Genomic DNA, 705 nt, shown 5'->3' with positions numbered 1-705 from the left:
ATGGTAAGCGACGAGCCTCTTCTTCTCCTCGGAAACAACAGCATTTTTCTTCTCAGGGCCAGCAATGATTCTCTCAAGAGCATCAGAGATCTCMTCCTTGCTAATTTCCTTAAGATCACGGCGAGCAGCAAGGATGGCAGCCTCATTCATGAGGTTTTGGATGTCAGCCCCAGTGAAATCAGGGGTCCACCAGTGAATTTTGTCAAAATCAACATCTTTCGCCAAAGCCTTTCCTCTGCAGTGGCCCTCACGAATCTTGACGCCTCCGGCAACATCTGGCCTGTCAACGGTCACCTGCCTATCAAATCTCCCTGGTCGTAGGAGCGCGGAGTCCAGCACATCGGGCCTGTTGGTGGCGGCAAGCACAATGTGGTGGCGGCAAGCACAATGACACCGCTGTTCCGTCAAGAGCTGGTTAATGGTCTGCTCTCTCTCGTCATTACCCCCACCAAGTCCAGCACCGCGCTGCCTTCCAACGGCATCAATCTCATCAATGAAGACAATGCAGGGCGCCTTGGCCTTGGCCTTCTCGAAGAGGTCGCGCACCCTGGAGGCACCGACACCGACGAAGAGCTCGACGAACTCAGAGGCAGCGCAGGAGAAGAAGGGCACCCCGGCCTCCCCAGCGACGGCACGCGCAAGGAGGGTCTTCCCGGTCCCAGGCGGGCCGACGAGGAGACAACCCGGCCGACGAGGAGACAACCC

Annotated in this window: 1 protein-coding gene; it reads right to left on the bottom strand. The window is 57.4% G+C overall.

The window, feature by feature from the left end; translation table 11 throughout:
• On the bottom strand, positions 1-705 hold a 705-nt coding region (locus tag FWJ25_RS20510; RefSeq protein WP_149601842.1), incomplete at both ends, for an AAA family ATPase.

The organism is Marinobacter salinexigens (genome assembly GCF_008370345.1).
GTDB classification, from domain to species: domain Bacteria; phylum Pseudomonadota; class Gammaproteobacteria; order Pseudomonadales; family Oleiphilaceae; genus Marinobacter; species Marinobacter salinexigens.
This window is presented reverse-complemented; position numbering and strand designations above follow the sequence as displayed.